The organism is Chloroflexota bacterium (genome assembly GCA_035652535.1).
Taxonomy (GTDB): domain Bacteria; phylum Chloroflexota; class UBA6077; order UBA6077; family SHYK01; genus DASRDP01.
The window spans coordinates 1-19,855 of sequence record DASRDP010000086.1; the positions used below are offsets into that span (position 1 = coordinate 1).

At 64.6% G+C, this 19,855-nt stretch carries 20 protein-coding genes and 2 tRNA genes; 14 read left to right on the plus strand and 8 right to left on the minus strand.

What is annotated here, in order from left to right:
* The 3 genes from VFC51_09935 to VFC51_09945 all read left to right on the plus strand — a co-directional run.
* On the plus strand, positions 1-846 hold an 846-nt coding region (locus tag VFC51_09935), incomplete at its 5' end, for a Glu/Leu/Phe/Val dehydrogenase dimerization domain-containing protein (protein HZT07339.1).
* A 4-nt stretch (positions 847-850) separates the two neighbouring features.
* A complete protein-coding gene (locus tag VFC51_09940) occupies positions 851-1,384 on the plus strand; it encodes a cyclic nucleotide-binding domain-containing protein (GenBank protein HZT07340.1) in 534 nt (177 codons plus the stop codon).
* A 204-nt stretch (positions 1,385-1,588) separates the two neighbouring features.
* Entirely contained in the window at positions 1,589-2,695 is a 1,107-nt protein-coding gene (locus VFC51_09945; GenBank protein HZT07341.1) for a sigma-70 family RNA polymerase sigma factor, read from the plus strand.
* 17 nt (positions 2,696-2,712) lie between these two features.
* Here VFC51_09945 and VFC51_09950 read toward each other — a convergent pair whose 3' ends face one another.
* Together VFC51_09950 and VFC51_09955 are read right to left on the minus strand one after the other, a co-directional pair.
* Positions 2,713-3,918, minus strand: a complete 1,206-nt coding sequence (locus tag VFC51_09950) for a Rieske 2Fe-2S domain-containing protein (GenBank protein ID HZT07342.1) — start codon at positions 3,916-3,918, stop codon at positions 2,713-2,715.
* A 52-nt stretch (positions 3,919-3,970) separates the two neighbouring features.
* Positions 3,971-4,093 carry a hypothetical protein gene (locus VFC51_09955; protein HZT07343.1) on the minus strand — a complete coding sequence of 41 codons (123 nt, stop codon included), beginning with the start codon at positions 4,091-4,093 and terminating at the stop codon, positions 3,971-3,973.
* 126 nt (positions 4,094-4,219) lie between these two features.
* On the opposite strand from VFC51_09955, the gene VFC51_09960 reads away from it, so the two are divergent.
* Genes VFC51_09960 through VFC51_09970 form a run of 3 tightly spaced genes read left to right on the plus strand, consistent with a single transcriptional unit; the run spans position 4,220 to position 6,246 of the window.
* A complete protein-coding gene (locus tag VFC51_09960; protein HZT07344.1) occupies positions 4,220-4,465 on the plus strand; it encodes a hypothetical protein in 246 nt (81 codons plus the stop codon).
* Positions 4,466-4,478: 13 nt separating this feature from the next.
* On the plus strand, positions 4,479-5,423 hold the full coding sequence (locus tag VFC51_09965; GenBank protein HZT07345.1) for an FAD:protein FMN transferase: 945 nt from the start codon (positions 4,479-4,481) through the stop codon (positions 5,421-5,423).
* Positions 5,413-6,246 carry a hypothetical protein gene (locus VFC51_09970; GenBank protein HZT07346.1) on the plus strand — a complete coding sequence of 278 codons (834 nt, stop codon included), beginning with the start codon at positions 5,413-5,415 and terminating at the stop codon, positions 6,244-6,246. Before VFC51_09965 ends, VFC51_09970 begins: the two co-directional genes overlap by 11 nt.
* 196 nt (positions 6,247-6,442) lie before the next feature.
* On the opposite strand, the gene VFC51_09975 is transcribed toward VFC51_09970, so the two are convergent.
* Together VFC51_09975 and VFC51_09980 are read right to left on the minus strand one after the other, a co-directional pair.
* Positions 6,443-6,865: a hypothetical protein gene (locus tag VFC51_09975; protein ID HZT07347.1), complete on the minus strand. Its 423-nt coding sequence runs from the start codon at positions 6,863-6,865 to the stop codon at positions 6,443-6,445.
* A gap of 46 nt (positions 6,866-6,911) precedes the next feature.
* Positions 6,912-7,304 carry a VOC family protein gene (locus VFC51_09980; protein ID HZT07348.1) on the minus strand — a complete coding sequence of 131 codons (393 nt, stop codon included), beginning with the start codon at positions 7,302-7,304 and terminating at the stop codon, positions 6,912-6,914.
* A gap of 192 nt (positions 7,305-7,496) precedes the next feature.
* Here VFC51_09980 and VFC51_09985 point away from each other — a divergent pair, with 192 nt between their 5' ends.
* The 3 genes from VFC51_09985 (at position 7,497) to VFC51_09995 (ending at position 10,286) form a co-directional block, all read left to right on the plus strand.
* The gene (locus tag VFC51_09985; GenBank protein HZT07349.1) at positions 7,497-8,606 is read left to right on the plus strand and encodes a cobalamin-independent methionine synthase II family protein; all 1,110 of its coding nucleotides are present in this window, start codon (positions 7,497-7,499) and stop codon (positions 8,604-8,606) included.
* 83 nt (positions 8,607-8,689) lie between these two features.
* Positions 8,690-9,670, plus strand: a complete 981-nt coding sequence (locus VFC51_09990) for a hypothetical protein (protein ID HZT07350.1) — start codon at positions 8,690-8,692, stop codon at positions 9,668-9,670.
* A 58-nt stretch (positions 9,671-9,728) separates the two neighbouring features.
* Positions 9,729-10,286 (plus strand): tripartite tricarboxylate transporter substrate-binding protein, encoded by a 558-nt coding sequence (locus tag VFC51_09995; protein HZT07351.1) that lies wholly within the window; start codon positions 9,729-9,731, stop codon positions 10,284-10,286.
* On the opposite strand, the gene VFC51_10000 is transcribed toward VFC51_09995, so the two are convergent.
* A complete protein-coding gene (locus VFC51_10000) occupies positions 10,287-11,261 on the minus strand; it encodes a dihydrodipicolinate synthase family protein (GenBank protein ID HZT07352.1) in 975 nt (324 codons plus the stop codon).
* A 94-nt stretch (positions 11,262-11,355) separates the two neighbouring features.
* On the opposite strand from VFC51_10000, the gene VFC51_10005 reads away from it, so the two are divergent.
* On the plus strand, positions 11,356-13,068 hold the full coding sequence (locus VFC51_10005; GenBank protein ID HZT07353.1) for an ABC transporter substrate-binding protein: 1,713 nt from the start codon (positions 11,356-11,358) through the stop codon (positions 13,066-13,068).
* Positions 13,069-13,113: 45 nt separating this feature from the next.
* On the opposite strand, the gene VFC51_10010 is transcribed toward VFC51_10005, so the two are convergent.
* Positions 13,114-14,820 (minus strand): ABC transporter substrate-binding protein, encoded by a 1,707-nt coding sequence (locus tag VFC51_10010; GenBank protein ID HZT07354.1) that lies wholly within the window; start codon positions 14,818-14,820, stop codon positions 13,114-13,116.
* A 925-nt stretch (positions 14,821-15,745) separates the two neighbouring features.
* Here VFC51_10010 and VFC51_10015 point away from each other — a divergent pair.
* Positions 15,746-16,339, plus strand: a complete 594-nt coding sequence (locus VFC51_10015) for a family 16 glycoside hydrolase (protein HZT07355.1) — start codon at positions 15,746-15,748, stop codon at positions 16,337-16,339.
* A 65-nt stretch (positions 16,340-16,404) separates the two neighbouring features.
* Here VFC51_10015 and VFC51_10020 read toward each other — a convergent pair whose 3' ends face one another.
* Positions 16,405-17,997, minus strand: coding sequence for a hypothetical protein (locus VFC51_10020; protein ID HZT07356.1), 1,593 nt, complete (start codon positions 17,995-17,997; stop codon positions 16,405-16,407).
* Between the two features lie 535 nt (positions 17,998-18,532).
* On the opposite strand from VFC51_10020, the gene VFC51_10025 reads away from it, so the two are divergent.
* On the plus strand, positions 18,533-18,859 hold the full coding sequence (locus tag VFC51_10025) for a hypothetical protein (GenBank protein ID HZT07357.1): 327 nt from the start codon (positions 18,533-18,535) through the stop codon (positions 18,857-18,859).
* A 270-nt stretch (positions 18,860-19,129) separates the two neighbouring features.
* The gene (locus tag VFC51_10030; GenBank protein HZT07358.1) at positions 19,130-19,426 is read left to right on the plus strand and encodes a tyrosine-type recombinase/integrase; all 297 of its coding nucleotides are present in this window, start codon (positions 19,130-19,132) and stop codon (positions 19,424-19,426) included.
* A 90-nt stretch (positions 19,427-19,516) separates the two neighbouring features.
* Here the strand turns inward: VFC51_10030 and VFC51_10035 are convergent.
* A tRNA-Lys gene (locus VFC51_10035) sits at positions 19,517-19,592 on the minus strand.
* A 125-nt stretch (positions 19,593-19,717) separates the two neighbouring features.
* On the opposite strand from VFC51_10035, the gene VFC51_10040 reads away from it, so the two are divergent.
* Positions 19,718-19,794, plus strand: a tRNA-Arg gene (locus tag VFC51_10040).
* The last annotated feature ends 61 nt before the right edge of the window (positions 19,795-19,855 follow it).

Consider the following 19,855-nt stretch of genomic DNA (forward strand, 5'->3'; position numbering starts at 1 on the left):
CACGACGTCATCGGGCCGCAGCTCGATATCCCCGCTCCCGACGTGAACACGAACGCTGAAGTGATGGCGTGGATCATGAGCGAATATGCCAAGATCCACGGATTCAATCCCGCCGTCGTCACCGGCAAACCCGTTGAGCTACACGGCTCAGCCGGCCGTGAAGAGGCGACCGGCCTGGGTGTGGTCCACGTGATCGACGAAGCGCTCAAGGCGTCCGGTCGGACCATCGCGGACTGCACCTTTGCCGTTCAAGGGTTTGGGAACGTCGGATCGAACACCGCGCGCGCCCTGCACGAGCGCGGAGGCAGGGTTATCGCGGCGAGCGATATCTCGGGCGGACTTTTGGACCCGGAGGGACTCGACGTGCCGAAGCTCCTGGCGCACGCGCGCCAGCGCAAGTCGTTTACCGAATTTGCGGGCGCGGATCGCATCACCAACGCGGAGCTGCTCGCGTCGGAGTGCGACGTGCTCATCCCCGCGGCCCTCGGCGACGTGTTCGACGAGGCGGCGGCGCGGACTGTGCGGGCTTCGATGGTCGTTGAGGCGGCGAACGGCCCAACGATGCCAGACGCCGATCGCGTCTTCGCCGACCGTGGGATTCTCGTCGTGCCGGACATCCTCGCTAACGCGGGCGGCGTTTCCGTTTCATATCTCGAATGGGTGCAGAACCTGCAGCACGTGAAGTGGACGATCGAGCAGGTCTATGAGCACCTGAGCGAAACGATGCGCGGGGCATACCGCGCTGTTGCCGCCCTTGCATCGGACCGTCACCTTGATCTGCGCACGGCCAGCTATATCATCGCGATCGGCCGCGTTGGACGCGCGGCCGTTTTGCAGGGAGTATAGGGAGATGCGATCCGAGGTCGACGGTCGAGTCATCAGCGCGATACCCGTCTTCGCAGGAATCCCGCCGCAGGAGTTGTCGCAGCTCCTGGCGATGGCTGACTCCATCGAGCTGGGGGCGGGGGAAGCGCTCTTCTCTGAAGACGAAGCCGCCGACGCGTTTTATGTGCTGATCTCTGGAGGAATTGACCTCTTTTCCCGAGGACCTCAGAATGATGAGAGGTTCCTGGCGCACCTTGGCCAGGGCGCCATCATCGGAGAGACGAGCCTCTTAATCGATGGAAGACACTCCGCCACGGCGCGCGCCAGCGAGCAGGTTCGCCTCCTGCGATTCCCGGACAGCCGGTTTCGCGAACTGCTGGACACGGGATCGCTGCCGGCGTACCGTCTAGTTGCCAACCTGGCGCGGGTGTTGGCGTCCCGGTTGCGAGCGGCCGATGAACAGCTCGTCGCGATCGCGTCCAAGGGGTCCGGGCCCGCGATGGCCGAAGACGATCTCGATCGGCTTCGAAAGATCTTCTTCGCGGAATGGGCGCTCTGATGTTGCTCGCCGGTGGTTGGATGGAGCTTGAGATGGTAGGGGGGCGCGCCGCGTGTCGAGCGAATTGAAGCCATTTGTCGCGAATCCTGGTATCATTATGATGGTATCGGGTCGTTTTCGTACTTTTCTGCACGCCAGAGAAAGCGCAATGAGAACGCTCGCGACCACGCGGAGTTCGCAAGACGAGCAAAGCGGCGCGGATTGATGACCTTGGAAGAGTCGATTAATCGCGCAAGCGGCTCGCCAATCGATTTGGATGAGGCAACCAAACTGGTACGAGAATCTGGAATAGAGCTTGTTGATGGCACTCGCGACCCCTGGGAGGACATCGAGATTCTCTCCGACGAGGGGCCGGGTGCATTCGCCGTCTCGCCAACGCCCACTCCCGCCGAAGAGCTGGCGCCGGATAGTCCGGCCGCGCTGTACCTGCGCGAGATCAGCCAGCGCCCCCTCCTCACCGCCGAGGAAGAGGTCGAGCTGGCGAAGCAGCGCGAGGCGGGGGAGGAAGCAAAGGCACGCCTCGCCGAGGGCTCGGTCGCCCCGGACGAGCGAGAGGCGCTCGAAGAGACCATTCGCATTGGTGAGGCTGCCCGCAAGCGCCTCGTTGAGTCAAACCTCCGTCTTGTCGTTTCCGTCGCTCGGAAGTACATGGGGCGCGGGCTCCTCTTCCTGGACCTGATCCAGGAGGGCAATATCGGCCTCCAGCGAGGCGTGGAAAAGTACGACTGGCGGCGCGGTTTCCGCTTTTCGACGTACGCATACTGGTGGATTCGCCAGGCGATCAGCCGGGCGGTGGCCGACCAGGCGCGCACGATTCGCCTCCCCGTGCACATCATCGAGCAGCTCACGCGCCTCTACAACACGGCCCGCGAGCTGCATCAGGAGTACGGGCGCGAGCCGACGCCCGTCGAGATCGGCGATCGCCTGGGCCTCGAACCCGAGAAGGTGCGCGAGGCGTTCCGGGCCGCCAAGGTTCCGATCTCCCTCGAGACGCCAGTCGGCGAGGAGGAGGAATCGACCCTCGCCGATCTCATCGCCGACGCGGCCGCGCGCGCCCCGGCCGAAGTGGCCGAAGAGGAAGTGCTCTCGGACATGCTCGACGAGGCGCTCCGGCGCCACCTGACCCCCCGTGAGGCCCAGGTCCTCCGGATGCGGTTTGGTCTCGAGGATGGCCAGGTGCGCACCCTCGGCGAGGTCGGGGAAGAGCTGGACATCAGCCGTGAGCGTGCGCGCCAGATCGAATCCGAGGCGATTCGCAAGCTGCGGACGACGGTCCCCTTCATGCGACAGTTCCGGGAGTACGTGGAGTAGGCGAGCCCGCCCGTCTGCTATCGCACCCCGTCGGACTGCGGCTCTGCATGGATGCGGACGCCGGAGGGCCGGACCCAGCGGGAGCGCCGATCATCGTGCAGCGTCTCCGTATGGGTTCGGATAACAAAGTCCGGGTCCCGGACCACCCCCTTGGGATCCGCTCCCTCGTGGAGGCTGAGGATCTCCCGCTTGAGGATCGTGCGCAGTAGGGCGACACCACGATCGGTCGTCGCCAGGTGCTCGTTCTCGCGGGCGCTGATGGGACCCTGCGTCTCCATCACCATGAAATCCTGGAAGCGAAGCTGGTCCATCCGATAATGCGCGGATGGGTACACGGCGTCGGGCGGGCTCTTCGCGTCGTCCATCGATTCGAGAAAGTACTGGATCGGCTCGCTTGACGCCCCATTGTCCGCGACTGAGCCACCTGCGACGTCCGCGAAGATGCGGAAGTTCCTCGTATGGGTCGTGTCGATGGGCACCTTAATGGAGATGTGATTCAGCACCCGCTGCATGTTCGGGAACATGTAGAGATCCGTTTCGACGTACCCGTTCTTCAATACCTGCTTGCGGATGATGCCGAGCGGCTCCTCCCGGTAGTCGATCATCTCGAGCTTGTCGATGAGACCACGCGTCGTGCTCTCCACGGGCTCGGCGCGTCCCGACGTGTCCTGATGCAGGATAAAGACGTGGGCCTGGTCGATATTGTTCTCCATGATTTGCAGCCAGTTGCAGTCTTGCTGGGGCACGACGCCCACTGCCCAGACGCGATAGTCCTCGAGGATGTCGATGCGTGGCATGGCAGGCGCGGGCTCGGGGCCCATGTACGTCCAGTAGAGTCCGTAGCGCTCCCGGACCGGGTATGCGCGATGCTTCACCGTCAGATGGAACTTGCTGTCCGCCGGCTCCGCCGGCGTCTCGAGGCAGTTTCCCTGCGCGTCGTAGAGCCAGCCATGATACGCGCAGGCGATGCCTCGCTCCTCCACACGCCCGTACAGCAGCGAGGCTCCTCGATGCGAGCAGTGGTCGGCAATGAGGCCGACCCTGCCGCTCCGATCCCGGAAGAGCACGAGGTCTTCCCCGAGTATGCGCACGAACTTCGTGGGCGATTCGGCCGACACGTCCAGCAGCAGGCCCACGGGGTGCCAGAATCGACGAAACAGGTCGCCACCGGGGGTACCGGGTGCGACGCTGGTGATCAGCTCGTTCTCTTCCTTCGACAGCATGCGTCCCTCCCCACCGATCCATCCCGCCACCACACCCACTCGCGGGAGCTTCTCACGCGAAGGTCACCAGATCGGAGCGACTCAACGTGACCTGCATGGGCTGAAGCGCCAAATTGTCCGGGTTGGCCCGCGTTGTCTGGTTCAGGAGCTGATCATAGGCTCGACCGTTCGTCACGGTCAACGCGCGAGCACCCATTGCGTGATTTGTTGATTGTCTTCTAACAGATGCTCAATAGGCGCTCGGTACGATTCATCGTAGCCGCGCCGCGGGCGTGGAACCGACCCAGACACGGAGTGACCGATGGCGAGACCAAAGAACGGGAGGACCCGCGCTCGGTGGATTGTGGCCACCGCCACCGCGCTCACGACGACCGGTTTCCTCATCGCCGTCGCCCATCTGCAGCCATCGACCGGTGCGAGCGCAACGCAGCCCGTCGTCGCGCCGGCGAGGTCCAGCGCCGCGGCGCCCGTCGGTGGTCGGCTCGCGATACCGCCGGCCCAGTCCCAATCGGCCAGCCCGCCGCGCCTCAGAACGCGCGCCTCCTAGGATCGGAGCCAAGGTGCGAGAATTCGCACGAACCTTTTTCGCTATGAGTACCGACGTCACGGCGATCGTGGTGGCGGACCGGCGCAGAGCAGCAGCCGCCCGCCAGGCCCTCGAAGGCGTCGAGTCCCTCTTTCGAGAGGTCGAGGCGCGTTTGACTCGATTTCGGCCCGACAGTGAGCTGGCACGGTTGAACGAGTCACCGGAGACGTCCTTCAGCGCTTCGGCCGTGCTGTTCTCTGTCGTCGAAGCCGCCGTCGGGGCCGCGCGATCGACGGATGGGCTGTTCGATCCGACCATCCTGGGAGCATTGATTCGGGCCGGCTACGATCGATCCTTTGAGCTGATACCTGCCCAAACGCCCGCAACGCGCTCGCCGATGCCCGCCTTCAACCGGCGACGCGCGTGGCAGGACGTGCGGCTCGATCCGTCGCGCGGCACCATAACTCTGCCTCGTGGCTGCGGACTCGACCTGGGCGGCATCGGCAAGGGTTGGACCATCGATCGGGCCGCAGAAATCCTCTCGTCCTTCGATGGCTTCGCCGTCGACGCCGGCGGCGACATGCGCCTCGGTGGAACGCAGGCCGACGGGTCCCCGTGGACGGTTGGCGTCCAAGATCCCTTCGCGCACGACCGGGACCTTTTGACCCTTGCCATCTCCAATCGGGCGGTCGCGACGTCCAGCACAATGCGTCGCCGCTGGCAAATGGACGGGCAGCCGCAGCACCACCTGATCGACCCACGCACGGGCTTGCCGGCGGAGACCAGCGTGGTGGCCGCGACCGTCCTCGCTAACTCGGCGACCCTCGCAGAAGTGTGCGCCAAGGTTGCGCTCTTGCTCGGGCCGGCCGAAGGGCTTGCCTTCCTGGAACGGGAGACGGACGTGGAGGGGATGCTGGTGATCGAACACGCGGGGATTCTGCCCTCATCCGGCTTGGCCGAGGTGGTCGGTGCCGCGTAGGCCCGCGGTTGCCATCCTGGTTATGCTGGCGGTCGTCGCGCTCGGGCCGCCTCGAGCGCGCGCCGCCGCGGTCGTGGCCGTCGATCAACGCCCGGGACCCATCCCAGAGGCGACCGACAACGGAGCCACCCCACGGATGAGGGAGCGAGACGATCGCGAGGAGCGCCGCGGCGTCCGATTCCGGGCCCAGCCGACTCCGCTCCCTCCCAGACAGTTCGCGCCCGCCACGCCGCCTGCTGGGTCCGAGCCGACCCACGTGTTCTGGTACCTCGCCCGAGCCGCCGGCCTCAGCGCCTATCTGCTCCTCTTCGTCACGGTGGCGCTGGGGCTCGGGCTCCATTCTCGCGCGCTCGACCGCCTCATCGCGCGATGGCAGACATTCGATCTCCACCAGTTCACCGCGGTGTTCGGGTTGGGCATGCTGGCGCTTCACGTCGGATCACTGCTCGCGGATCATTACATTGGCTTCACGGTTGAACAGCTGCTGGTGCCGTTCGCCTCGCCGTACCGCCCCGTCTGGACGGGCCTCGGTGTGATTGCCCTGTACGTACTCGTCGTCCTCACGGCGAGCTTCCAGGTGCGACCGCTCATCGGCCAGCGAGCCTGGCGGATGATCCACTACTCGTCCTTCGGCGCCTATCTCCTCGCCCTGCTCCACGGCATTCTGTCCGGAACCGACGGGGGCGAGTGGTGGGTTCGGGCGCTCTACGGGACCACGGGCCTCATGGTCGCCTTTCTGACCCTGCATCGCCTCTCGTGGGCCCGTCCGATGCCGACGACCGGCGAACGATTGGCATCCACCGCGTCGCGGCTTACCGTGTAGGACTCGCTCCCCAGGGCGGCTGCCAACACGCCACCTCCGCACCCGCCCTTCAGGGCGGCTGCCAACACGCCGTCCCGGGTCCGCCCTTCAGGGCGGCTGCCAACACGCCGTCCCGGGCCCGCCCTTCAGGGCGGACGGCTGCCCGCAACCATCGAAGGCGGTCGGCCCCGCGGCGGCCTTCGCGCGACGACGCCCCCTAGTTGGACCGCGTGCATGCCCGGAGCGCCAGCTCCAGCCGCTGATTCCAGACCCGCACCTCTCCGCGCGTCAAGTGGTCTCGACAGTCGCCGTGCATGAGCCACCAGGCCTCGAGGGCGTCCGGCTCCCTGATGGCGAAGGCCGCGACATCGCGCCGAAGCTGGTCCTGCAGCGCCCGATCCGCCAACAGCGCGACGCAGATGACCGAGGGCGCTCCCGGCTCAACGACTTCGCCACATGAGGGGCAGATCGGCTGGTCTCGTTCCGTGAAGAGCAGCGATCGAATGGCAGGCGCGGCCCGGTGCAGCCAAAGCATCTGCCTCGCGACCAGAAGATTGAACCCCTCCGCTCCGGACGCGGGAATTCCCCAGATCGCCCGAAACACGAACGGGTCTGGCGCCTCAAACGGCCTTGCGCTCATCGGGCGCGGGGCCTTCTCCGGAACGGTACCGGTGCCGCCCGTCCCCTCAGTGTTGCTGCTCCTGCTCGGCCGGGGTGAGGACCTGGAGCCTGTGGCCATCCGGGTCGCTGAAATAGAGGCAGTTGGGATCGGCCCGGCGGCCGGTGACCGTGAGCCCTTCGGCCTCGAGCCGAGCCTTCACCTCCCGGTACTCGCCCGAGGCGAGCCGCATCGCCATGTGGTTCATCTCGGTGTTGGCGCCTACGGTCGCCCCGTACGCTTTCGCCTCGAACAACGCGACCTGCTGCCCGCCCCCGCAATGAAGGAAACACTGGTGTTCCGTCTCATGGGCAATCTCCATTCCCAGGAGATCCATGTAGAAACGCTTCGATCGGGTAAGGTCGCTGACGTAAAGCACGACGTGGTCGATGCCGGTGACTTTGAGCGCCGTTTGGATCATGGCTGCACCTCCATGGTTTCCTTTACCACGATACCCATCGAGACCTCGAAGGTCAAAACGCGGCCGGCTGTCGGGACGCACGATATACTCGGGCCAAGGTCGGCGCCACGGAGCCGCGGACTACCGCTGGAGGGAGCGACCGGGGCGGGAACCCAGATTCGAATCCAGGGGAACGATGCGACGTCGCCCGCCATGATCACGAGCCATACTGACGTCGTTGGCAGCCTGCTGCGACCCGCCACGCTCCTGCAAGCCCGCGCCGATTACGCGGCCGGGCGGATCTCTGCCGCCGAGTTCAAGGCGGCCGAAGACCGCGCGGTGGACGAAGCCATCGCCCTACAAGAAGACGCTGGCCTGCCGATCGTCACCGACGGCGAGATGCGCCGTCTGTCCTTTCAGAGCCAACTCCCCGAAGCGGTTGAGGGTTTCGGCGCCTGGGACCTGGACGCCTTTCTCTGGGGGGAGTGGCACGGCGACGCCGCGGTCGGCGATCTCCGGCGCGCACGGCCCCCGGACCTCGGCGTGATCGGTACCCTTCGGCGGAAGCGTCACCTCTCGGCGGAGGAGTTCACCTACCTTCGTGCCCGCACGCGGCGCATTGCCAAAGTCACACTTCCAAGCCCGAGCCTTTGGGCCAACTTTTGGTCTGCCGAGCGCTCCCGAGAAGCATACCCGACGCTCGATTCCTTCCTGGCCGACGTCGTCGACCTTCTCCGCGAAGAGGTGAGCGAGCTCGTCCGGCTCGGCGCCACGTACATCCAGATCGATGCGCCTCACTACCCGTTACTCCTGGATCCCACGACGCGCGCCTTCTACGAACAGCAGGGCTGGAGTCTCGACCGCTGGCTCGGACAGGGCATCGAGATGGATAACGCCGTCATGGGCGGTCATCCATCAATCACGTTCGGACTGCACGTCTGTCGCGGCAATCAGGGGAGCCGATGGCTGGCTGAAGGCGGCTACGACCTGATCGCGGAGCCAATCTTTCGACACACCCACGCTCATCGACTTCTCCTCGAGTACGACGACCCGCGCTCGGGCACTTTCGATCCGCTCCGGTTCATCCCGGAAGACAAGATGGTGGTGCTGGGTCTCGTGACGACCAAGCGCCCGACCCTCGAACGCGTCGAGCACCTGGCTGAACGGATTCGCGACGCGAGCCGCTTCGTCCCGCTGGAGCGTCTCGCGTTGAGTCCGCAGTGCGGGTTTGGGACGTCCGTGATCGGGAACGCCCTCACCATCGACGACCAAAAGCGGAAATTGCGCCTGGTGACGCGGGTTGCCGAGCGCATGTGGGGCTGAGCCCGCTTCGCTTCGGTGACGAGGACTCCCCAAGCGACGATGATGGACGTCGACAGGCGCTTGTGTCAGCGATGGAATGGCTCGTGATCAACGAACCCGTGGTTGAGGAGGCGACCATGGTATTGGACGTCTTTGCGCGTCGGAATCGCGACGCCGCGGTCGCGCCGTCGCTCAGACATCCCTCGGTCGGACCCGCCTCTGCGTTCGCGAGGACAGGTCGGCCCGGGCTCATCGTGCTTCCGCTGATCGCGACGCTCTTGCTGAGCTGCGTTGCGCCGGCGACTCAGCCGATAAGCGGGCCCACCGGCGTTGGTAATGCGCCTCCTCAGGCGTCGGGGGTGAAGCGGATCGTCGTGGGAATTCGCGGCACGCCCGTGTCTCCCATCATGAAGGTGACGGTTTCGGGCGGGACGGGCCAGGCGCCAGGCGCGGAGGAGCTGGAGGAGTTGGTCAACTCGCGACTCGGAATGGTCGATCCGAGTGGCACGGTCCGGCCATATTTAGCCGAATCGGTTCCCACCGTCGAGAACTTCTTCCACGACCCCGCGGGCCAGCGGCTCAGCGTTGAAGCGCGCACGAACGACGGATTCGACTTCCACATGAAGACGCTGTACCCGGTGGCCGACTACTGGCAGCGCGCCGGTGTCGAGACTTCCACCCTCGTGCTGAACCGCGCGCAGGCCCAAACGCCGCAGATCCGAGCAACCTTTCCGGGCTTCGAGGTGATTCGCAACCCGACCGATCCCACGCGCCTCGTCATCTTTCACAGCTCACAGATGCGGCTGCCGGAGAACAACTACGTGGGCAGCAACTACATGAACTACAAGAACGCCGAATGGGACGGGCTCCTCGACCGTTTCTTTTCAACGAGCCCGAATGACGAGCGGACCGCGGTGCTCGGACAGATCGTTCACATGATGACGGACCAGCTCCTCGTACTCGGGATCATCTATGAAGCGGACCCCTATCTCATCGCGAACAAGGTCGCCAACATGGGGCCGCCGCATGGAAATGTTCGCTCCCCGCAAGCCTGGAACGCCTATGAGTGGGACATCCGAACGTAGGGCTCGACAACAGGGTCTCAACCGTCGAGCATCCTTCGGCTCATCGGAGGTGGGCTGGATGCAGCCAATCATACGATCGATCGCGTCGTCCCCCTTGGCGTTCATGGTCCTCCTGTGCGCCGCCGTCGCCTGCAGCCCGCGCAGCGGATCCATGGGCGCGGCGCCGGCCCCGGAAGTATCCGCCCTGTCCCCTTCCGATTTCTACGCTGGAAAGACGCTCACGATCATCGTTGGATACGGGCCCGGCGGTGGATTCGACCAGGTTGCGAGGCTCCTGGCTCGGCACCTCCCCGACCATTTGGCCGGGAGCCCAACTGTCGTCGTCCAGAACATGGACGGCGCCGGAAGCCTTGTCGCTGCGAACTTTCTCTACAACGCAGCCAAGCCAGATGGGCTGACCATTGGGACCTTCAACGAACAGCAGGTGCTCAATCAGATCACGGCGGCGGACGGCGTGCAGTTCGACGCCCGCAAATTCAGCTGGATCGGCAGCGCCCTGGGTAACACGCCCATCTGCTCCGTCCGCGCGGACTCGCCATACAAAACCGCCGCCGACCTACTGCGCCATGATCTTCCCCCGGACCTCGCGGCTCGCCTTGCCGAGATCCGCCGATAACTACACGAGCGCCGCTCGTCGCGCCTCAACCTCTGGTCGATACTTCTCGCAGAGCTGGTTCCATCGCTCAGCCGTTTTCCGCGCGCGCTCCCCGGTCGGATCCTGTGGACCAAGGGAGTGGGGCGGTCGATACGGCCCCGGCTGGATGTAGCCGGTGAGCGCCTGCACGTCTTGCCCCTGAACGTCGGGCAGCATCGCCGGCACGCGATCCTCGCCGCCTTCGCCACGCAGCTCGCGCGAGATGCGCCGCGCGGTCTCCGTGTCGCCCTCGACGCACGCCTGATAGAGCCGGATGATCGGCCACGGACCGCGCCAAGCGTCGATCGACCAGCAGCCCGCCGCGCCCATCATGACGTACGGGTACATTTGCCCCTGGTTCACCATGTGCGCGATGTGGCCATCAATGACGTCGTGGAGCGCGAGAAACTCGGCTGGCGTGCGATGACTATCCTTCATGCACACGATATTCGGGTTCTTTATCAGCTCAGGGAAGGCGCGCACCGGAATGTGGGCTTTGTGGTTCGGCGGGTTGTGGTAAATCATGAAGGAGATATCGGGGAACAGCTCACACATCTGTTTGTAGAAATCAATAATCTTGGGTACGGACATCCCATCGTAGTATGGGAGGCCCATGAGCACGCCTTCGCCACCTGCCTCGCGCACGAACTTGATCTTCTGATAGGTTTCACGCGGGTTCGCCGACGTAACGCCCAGCATGAGCGGAACGCGCTTATTCACCGCTTCGATGGCTGCCCGCACCAGTGTTTGAAATTCGTCCCAGAACAGGTTGTAGCATTGCCCGAAGCTGCCCGTCGTCGTCAGCGATCCAATGCCATCTTTGATGATGCGATCGATCCCCGCCTGCAGATTGTCGACAGCGATCGTGTTGGTCGCCGTGAGGCTGCCCGCGTCGGGAGTGGAAAAGGCGGGCGTCATCCCGCAAACACCTTTGAAGTCCCCCAAGGCGTATGACATCGCGCGCTCCTTTCCGTCTGGGATGGAACTACACCGTGCGACCAGTATAGGATGGAACCGGACCCGCTACAAATAGAAGAAGAAGAGGGCCGCCGTGGGCAATCGAATCTCCGGCTCCGTACCGTTGGCTCTTCTCGCCGTCATTGCGGCTTGCTCCAGCCCGCGGGAGACGCGGGACCTTGGAGCGCAGCCGACGTCGCCCAAACCCAATCGGACGGTGGTGATCATCGGTCGAGAGGTCACGAGTCTGGCGGGAAAGCCTCTCCAGGGGAGGAGCGGATCCGCAGGAAGCGTTGTCATTCCGTTTAACGCCAGCCTCGACCGCTACGATGAGCAGGGGGAGCCCGTTCCTCTGCTGGCCGAGCAGTTGCCGCAGCTCGCGACGGACAGCTGGCGCGTGTTTCCCGATGGTCGTATGGAGACGACCTATCGGCTGAAGCCAAATCTCACGTGGCAGAACGGTGATCCCCTCACCGCCAACGATTTCGTCTTCTCTTGGCGCGTGTACAGCACACCGGATTTCGGAACGAGTGGTGCCCCGATCAGCTATATGGAAGACGTACGCGCCCTCGATCCCCGAACACTGGTCATCGCGTGGAATCAACCCTATCCCGACGCGGCGATCCTTGGACCGGCCGGGTTCCCGCCCCTCCCGAGAACGATCCTGGGTCAGAGCTTCGAGGAGATGGATCCCGTCCAGTTCGCGGGCTTGCCGTTCTGGGTCAGCGAGTACGTCGGGCTGGGCCCGTACAAGGTGGACCACCTGGAGGCCGGATCGTCGATCGAGGCGTCCGCCTTTGACGGGTATGTGCTTGGCCGACCAAAGATCGAGAGGATGCGACTTTCCTTCATCCAGGACCCCAACACGGCAATCGCCTGGCTTCAGTCTGGTGAAGGCCACTTTATCACCGATTTCATTATCGGCCCCGACGACGCCCGAGCGATCGAAGAGCTGGCGGGCGGACAAGCGCGAGGACCGGCAGTCGACGACGCGCCCACGATCGCCCGGTTCACCAGCTTCCAATTTCGGTCCGGCTACCAGGATCCGGCCCTCCTCGGAGACCCCCGAGTTCGCAAGGCTATCGCCTACAGCATCGACAACGCCTCGGCGCTGGACGCGATCACGTTCGGAAAAGGAAAGATCGTTCCCGTCCCGCTGTCGGCGGTCGAGCCGACTGCTCTGGCGTTCCAGCCCGCGTTGGAGAAGGCCATCCCGACTTACGGATATGACCCACAGCGGGCCCAGCAATTGCTGGAAACCGCGGGCCTATCGCGGGGGTCCAACGGTTTGTTCCGGGCTCCGGATGGCAGCCCGTTTCGGTTCGAGTTCGGATTCATTCAACAAGCGAGCAACGCGCGAGAGAACGCGATCTTCGTAGATAGCCTCCATCGCGCGGGCATCGACGCCTTCTCCCGCGCCTACACCCAGGCGGAGCTTCTGACGCCGGGGGCCCGAGCACTTTTTCCGGCGCTCTTCACTGGCAGCGGCACGACGCTCACCAGGTTGACCAGCGACGAGATCCCGCGGCCGGAGAAGCGCTGGACGGGACAGAATTATGGAGGATGGGAAAATCCTGATTATGACCGGCTCAAGGCGACCTTCGACGTGACCCTGGAGCCGAGCGAGCGCGCCGAGATCATTCTCCGAATGGGCCAGACATACTTCGATCAGCTACCCGGGATCACGCACTATTTGACCCCGACCGTAATCGCCTGGTCTGGGGATCTCACCGGCGTCGTCCCCCGGGCGGGCCACCCGACGGTCACCCCCCTCGACTACATCTACCGGTGGGACTGGAAGCCGTAGCGGACCGGTCCGGCCCGTTACGGCTTCGACCGTGCACCGGTCCGCCTAGCCTTTGACCTCCCATTTATGAACGTCCCACGCCGTGGTTTCTCTCGCGCCGATGTGATCGAGTCGATTGCCGATGAACGTGAAATCCGCGTCGTAGAACATTCCCATGAGGTTCAAGTTCACCGAGATGTCGCGCATGATGTCGCCAAGAACCTGAATGCGCTCGGGCCGAGGGATGGTCGTGAGGAACCTGTCGATCAGCGCATCGAAAGCCGGATCCACGTATCGCGCATAGTTACTGCCAACAAATTGGTTCTCCGGCAGTGGCGTCAGCGAGCTGTGCAGTCGCGATACTTGACTCGCGGCATTCGGTTGCCGCATCAGGCGGAAGCCGGGAAACGTAGCCATATATTCTCGGTCGGAGATCCTCTGCGGTGGGACTTGGATCGGCTCAGTGGCCACGCCGAGCCGCGTCCACATGTCCGCAAGGGGAATGATGGTGTTTTCCGTGATCCGCTCGCCGTTCGATCGCAGCTCCACGGCCAGTCGCTCGCCCGTCCTGTCGCGGAAGATCCCATCCGCCCCCTTGGTGTATCCGAGATCCTGAATGAGCTGCGTCGCGCGCTGCGGGTCGTACTCGTAACGGACGACGCGGTCGGCAACCGCCGCGTACTCCGGCTCTGAGGGCGGAAGGTAGAGATGGGCGATTTCGCTGAGGCCACCCTGCATCGTATCGACCAATTGCTGCCGGTCAGTGCCGAACATCAGCGCCTGTCGGAACTTGATGTCGTCGACGACCGCGGGGTTCGGATTCATGAACTGCGGGTGCGCGACGATCCACGCGCGGAGCACGTAGTCGAGCCGCCCATCCTTCCATTGGTCGCGCAGGCGCATTGCCTGATCGACCGTGAACCCGCGGCCGAGCGTGAGCTCGATCGCGCCGCTCAGCACATTGGTCATCAGGGTGTTCAGGTCGAGAATGAAGCGAATCTCCATCTCGTCGATCAGTGGCCGCCCCAGGACGTAGCGATCAAACGCATCGAGCACGATGGAGCTACCCGACTGGAAATCGCGCACCTTGAAGGGGCCCGTTCCAACGTACTCCTGGCTCCAATACGGGAGCGCCAGCAGACGCTCCTTGTCATTGGTGAACGTATCCTCCAGCAGGTGCTTGGGCAGGGGAGACGCAAAACCTTCGGTGAAAAGCGTATCGGCGTCGATGTACGGCCTTTTCCAGGTGACGGTCACCGTCTGCGGATCAGGGGCGGTCACCTGCTCGATGAACGCATAGCCCGCCGGCCGCACGATGGGCAGAGTGTTGTCCTGATCCACTTTCGTGGTGAAGACGAAGTCGTCCGCGGTCAAGGGCGTCCCGTCCTGCCACACGACGTTTGGGCGAATCTTCCAGGATGTCTCCATCCGGCCATCGGGAAACTGTTTCCAGAGCCCGTTGTCGGTGGTGGGTACCGCCTCCGCGAGGACCGGTTGCAGGCCCCCCGTGCCATTGATCTCGGTCAACGACGAGTTGGCGAGCTGTTCCAGCACGGCCGCGCCGGGCGGCGAGATCTGGGTGGTGTTCGTACGTGCGACCATGCTCGTTGGCTCACCCATGATCGAAGCGACGACCCGGTTGTGCCCAGCCCTCGGTGACGCGGCGACTGCCGCTGTTGGCTGCGCCTGCGCCGCCGGACGGCTCGGAGCGCAGCTTGTCAGGAGCGCGATGACGACAGTTCCGACGAACGCGGCGCGCTGTGGGACGCTCATTCCGAACCTCCGCGGACGCTGAACACCGCCGTGAAACGACCGACGGCGAGCACGACCGGTCTGACGTAGCTTAGCGCAGAATCCCCCGGAAACGAGCAAACGGCGCAAATCAGAGCCCACGCGCCGTCCGGGAGCATCGAACGTCAGGGCCGCCCCGGGCCACCACAGTCGCGTTTTGGTGTCGCTTTTATCGCGAGTCGAACGGTTGTGGCGGACGCTCGCGAATAGGCGCTACCCTGTAGCCCGTTTCCGATAAACTCGGTGCTCATCGTGACGAGGAACAGCATCTTGGCGGGCAGAGCGAGGCGCATTTATGCCTGAGAATCCAGAACACGATCTGCATCCGGAAGAACAAGTGGATGACGATCAAACGTTGGTCGATTTCGGCGGACAGTCTGATCCTGACGACACGGACGAATTTTTGCTGATTTCGGATCCGCGCGCGTCTGGCTCGCCGATCGCAGTCGGTGAACCCGTGGGGTCGCCAGCCGCGGCGCCGTCTGACCCCGAACCGAGGCCGGCGGAAAGCCGCGTCGCGCCAGAATTCGCGGCCGTCCCTGGCTCGCAGGTGGGCGCCGAGACCCACGACCGTCGTCCGACAGCGGGCGTGGAATCGGATGCGACGCGCACAGGTTCGATCGAACCGCGGTCGCACGAAGGCGCCGAACGCGCAGAGCTGCCTCGCCGGATTGACACGGATCTCGTCGGTCACGGGAATGCATCGCGTCTCGGGCCGATGCTGCTGAAGGCTGGCGGTGCGCTGCTCGGTGTCGCGATCATCGCCGGGATCCTCTGGAATCTCGGCGTGGGCCGCGCTCCGGCCTCGATGCCAGCGTCGAGCCCCAGAGGTGCCTCGTCGATAACCGACAACCGCCCGCCGAGCGCCGGGGTCCGAGTGAACCCTGATGAACCCTCGAGTGCGACGGTGCCTGACCTCGTCGACGAGGGAAACGCGGCGATCATTTACCAGGCCGATTGGACGGCGGGGCTGAATGGTTGGCCAGCCACTGCGGGCTGGTCGTCCACCGGTGCGCTTCTCCAAAACGACGGGTCCGACTTCGGCGACGCCAACTGGCTGGGTGGGTTGTGGAATCTCCACTGGGTCGCCGCTCCCTACGCGCCGCCGCCTAGCCTCGCCAACTACGCCATCGAAGCGGAGGTCCAGGTCATGCGTCGTCCTCAGTGCGGAAGCTTCGGCGTGGTGGCCGGCGGCGCGTACCAAATTGGTCTGCACATGTGTAGCGCCGATAGCCCGCCAACGCTCTCTGTCCGAGCGCACAACCCGCAGCTATCGGCCCGGTCGAATAGCCCCCAGCTCCTCGCGAACCTGCCTCTCGACCCCGGTGACGGCTGGCACCTCTACCGGATCGAACTCGACGGACCTGACCTTCACGTCCTGGTCGACGGCGTCGTGGTTGCGGATATTCACGATGCGGGCGCTGGCCCAGCGGGGCCAGTCGGGCTATGGGACGATCACACCGAGCTGGCGGTCCGAGCCTTCCGCGTCCTCGGCCTGTAGACGCAGGTCGTCAAGATCCAACATCGCCGCCGAGGGCCGCTGGACTGTCCGCCGGATCGGGCTCGTCACCCACCGGGCAGGAACACGGAGTATGTTCCCGCGCCCATGCGAAGCGAGCGAGCAATGTAGTATGAGCGACCGATTGCCTCAAGGACGGAAGCGGGATAGCGCTGGGCACTCAGCACGATGATCCCGAACCGCCGGTCGCGGATATCCGTGACGAGCGCCTGGGCGTCCCAAAGCCCCACCTCATCCAGGTCGCGAAGATGGCTCGCGTTCGCGACCACCTCTTTGCCGGCGGCAATGGCAAAGCTCGGCTCTTCCAATAGGACGGGTCCTTGGCTGGACCGAACGAGCTGAACGATCTCTTCGCCCGCGTCTTGGTCATCCGCCGTCGGCTCACGGCCGAGGATCCATCCCTGCAATCCGCGATCCGGCAAGAAGTCGACGTGGCGACTGACCGGGCCGTGGGCCATCAAGAGCGCCTGGACGAGCACCAGCGCGCCCAAGAGCACGATCGGACTGCCGCCGGCCGCGAGCAGCTCGCCTGCCCTCCGGCGCAGTGGGGCAGAGCCGCGAACGCCGATGCCGCCACACGAGCTATCCGTCGAGGCGGTAATGCGGGCGATGGCGGCGCCGGACAGGACGCACGCCACGGCGATGAAGTCGAGGAAATAGGACTCGCCTGCGCCGACGTGTCCGACCAGGAGCGCCTGGCCGAGGCTCGCTCCGAGAGCCGCAAGCCACGGGGACCAGGCGCGGCCCCGGAGCGCACGCCACGCCTCGGTGCAGCCAAAGGCCAGGACAACCGGATGAACAATGGCGAAGTTGACGAGGTAGCGCCCCAGGAGCGTGAGATCGTACTGGCCAGCGTTCGCGGTTACGACATTGAGCCAGTACGCGCCTCCGGTGAGCAGATTCAGGGACGCGACGAGGGCGAGGGTGGTGACCCCAAATGCGCACGAGGCGATGACGCCGAGCCGAGGCCGGGCTCCGACGAGCCAGACGAGACACGCCGCCGCGGCGAACAGGCCTGTGGGCTTTGTGAAGATGCCCGCCAGGAGAAACACGGTGCACAGGACGGTTCGCCGAGGCGTCGGTCGCTCGGCGCACGTGAGCGCGAGGAGCGTGAAGAGCGTCAGCGTGCTGTTCAAACGGGCGAGCGGCGTTGTGTGAAACACATACGGCGATGCGAGAAAAAACCCGCCCGCCAAGCACGCCGCGATGAGCGGCGACGCGTACGGCGTGCCCGAGCGGGTCCGCCGCCACGCCGCAGCCCCGATGAGGGCCACGTCCACGAGCGCGATCAGAGTCGAGAAGATCCGGGCAGGGGCGAGCGAGGGGCCCGCGATCGCCTCGGGGAGCGCGACCAGAAGCGACCAGACTGGGGGATAGTTGATCGAGAAGAACGGAAACGCCCCGTTCTGGCTGTAAGGAAGCTGACCGTGGGCCGTCAGCCAGGCACCCCAGGCGTCGTAGCCCTCGCCCTGGTCCCAACCGAATGGAAATGCCATCAGGCGAATCGCAAAGCGAACGTAGACGAAGGCGTAAAGGACCAGGAGCGCGAATGCCGGCGCGAGAGGAAAGAGCCCCAGACGAAGCCCAAAGGCCGCCAGGGCACTCCGCCGAACACGAAGTACCGAACCCGAAACTGCCACTAATCGCCAGTATAGGTGCTAGGAGAACCAGCTTTGGCGCTGCGCGGTCCTTTGAGACCCGATCGTGCGGGTAGCGTGTCACATTACGGACACACCCGTTCGAGCCTGAATCGAATCAATTCGCGGGGGAAATGGCGCAGCCGAACCATCGCGAGATGCTTCAGAGGATCGTGGAGAACACGCCCATAGCGACAACCGACGGGTCACCAATTCTTCACCACCACATCGACGGGTATCCGTCGATAGGAACCGTGCCCCATGACGCAAGGCTCTTTCTCGAGTTTCTCGCGCAGCAAATGAGGGCCAACGAGGATGCGCTGGTTCTGGCGGTTGTTCATCCTCCTCCAAGCCGTCACGAAGGGAACGAAGGCGACCGCCCAATATCTCGCACGTGGGCAAGCGCGAAGTCGGAATTATCTTGAGATTTCATCTTGACTCCCGTAATCTGTTTGGGACATTCATCAACCTACCCTGAGATGGGTTAGCTTGGACGGCCTGCCCGTCGTATGATCGAAGGGAAGGGGGATCAGTGCACATGGTTTCGACCGCCAGCCCGCCCACCTCCTTTCCGGTCAGCGTGCCAGTCTCATCGGTCGCCGTGGCAGTGCAATTCGCGCTGGCCGTTTCGTCGCGGGAAGCTGTCGCGCGGCTTGCCTATTCGGGGGCCGATGACCGGGAGATCGGCTTCTGGATCTTTCTCAATAGGGATGATCCTAAAGAGACCGAAGAACTCTTCGCGATCGCACACAGGGTTCAGAAGAAGCACGCGGGATCACTGCTCATACGCCTGCACGTCGTTCCGCCAAGGCGAATTGACGAGAGCGCGCTCCCGCAGCTCGAGACTCTCTTCACCCGCCCCTAAAGCCGCTTGCCAGAACGCGGCGTACACCTCGCCCAGGCAGCCGTCAACGAGACCTTCGCCCATTCGCTCATAGTGATTGCACGCGCGACGCCCCCAAACCAGGATACCAGCACCACCATGTGGGCCGCCGGACAAGGCGATCATTGTCATTCCCATGTCACTTCCTCCCATCTGGCCTTCGCGGACGCGGCGCGCCCTGGCGCTGGAGCTCGACCGGTCGCGGCGGGCGCTGCAGCGAGGGGTGCGTACGATCCCCCGCGCGGTGGGTCGATGGCGGGACGATCCCCCAGACGGAGCTCGACGCCCCTCTCCGCGCGGAATGTCCACCGCGCCTTCAAGCGCGCCCTGGCCTGCGCGGGCCTTCCGTCGTCGGTCCGGTTCCACGACCTCCGCCATTTCGCCGGGACCGCGATGCTGGCGGCGGGCGTCCATCCGAAGGTGGCGTCCGAGCGCCTGGGCCACAGCCAAGTGGGGATCACCCTGAACCTCTACAGCCACGTGGTGCAGGGCCTGGACGCGGACGCGGCCGAGCGAATCCAGCGCCAAATTCGCGGCTCGCTGGGCTAGTTACTACAGCGGTTACTACAGAGCGCCGGACCGGCCCCCGAGCGATGATTCGTTGTGACAGGATCTCGCGGGAACCGGACGAACTACGAATGGTGAGCCGCCAGGGACTCGAACCCCGAACCCGCTGATTAAGAGTCAGCTGCTCTGCCAATTGAGCTAGCGGCCCAGCTCCTCCGAATTATACCGGCGCCCTCCCTCGCCACGTGGTTCGCATGGCTCGCGCCCCGGCCCCCTCTTGGCGCCCTCCCAAACGGGGGCACACCGGCCCCTGTGATATACTTCAGCCGTCCCGCGCCGGTAGCTCAGCGGATTAGAGCGCAGCCCTGCGGAGGCTGAGGCCGAGGGTTCGAATCCCTCCCGGCGTACCACGGCCGCAAGGATCCTGCTCCCCTCTCCCAGCGATCGGCTTGGCACGGGCATCGCACCTTC